General features: G+C 68.3%; 1 pseudogene. It reads left to right on the forward strand.

The features are described 5' to 3' along the window. Positions 1 to 237 precede the first annotated feature (237 nt). A pseudogene (locus tag DD1DGNOD_RS20740) lies at positions 238 to 652 on the forward strand (SPFH domain-containing protein); the annotation flags it as partial.

The raw sequence follows: 652 nt of genomic DNA on the forward strand, positions 1-652 counted from the left end.
TGCCGCACGCACTGACAGATGCTGCCGCGCATGCGGCACCCCGCAGACCGCAGACCGGGACGGATCGTGGCGCAATGTCGATCTCCGGGACTCCGTACCGCACGAACTCCTCCTTCGACGCTGCCGGGTGTCACTTCCCGCCGTCCCCACATTCAGGGCCTCTGGCGACCGCAAAAAGTGATATCACTATGATAGTGTTCACGTCCGGCGGTGGACGTATTACGAGGGGGATCGGTCATGGTCACTTATGGTTCCGAGGCGGGCGCGGAGACGCCCGCGCCGCAGATCCGGGAGCTGACCAGGAACGGGGTGTCCGGCTGGGCCGCGCTCGGTCTGAGCCTCGCGGCGGTGTTACTTCTCGGGCCCGGCGTCATCACGGGCGGGGGCCTGCTGGCCGGCTCCGACGCCGATCCCGCCCCGGGCGCGATCCTGATCGTGATCGGCAGCCTGCTCGTCCTCGGCGGCCTGGTGGCGCTGGGCGGCCTGACCGCGGTCTCACCCGGTAAGGCGCGCGTGGTGTCACTGTTCGGCCGTTACACCGGGACGATCCGCACGACCGGTCTGCGCTGGGTGAACCCGCTGTCCAGACGGCGCAAGGTCTCGACCAGGATCCGTAACCACGAGACCCCGCCGATCAAGGTCAATGACGCGG

It is taken from the genome of Candidatus Protofrankia californiensis (assembly GCF_900634765.1).
In the GTDB taxonomy this organism is placed as follows: domain Bacteria; phylum Actinomycetota; class Actinomycetes; order Frankiales; family Frankiaceae; genus Protofrankia; species Protofrankia californiensis.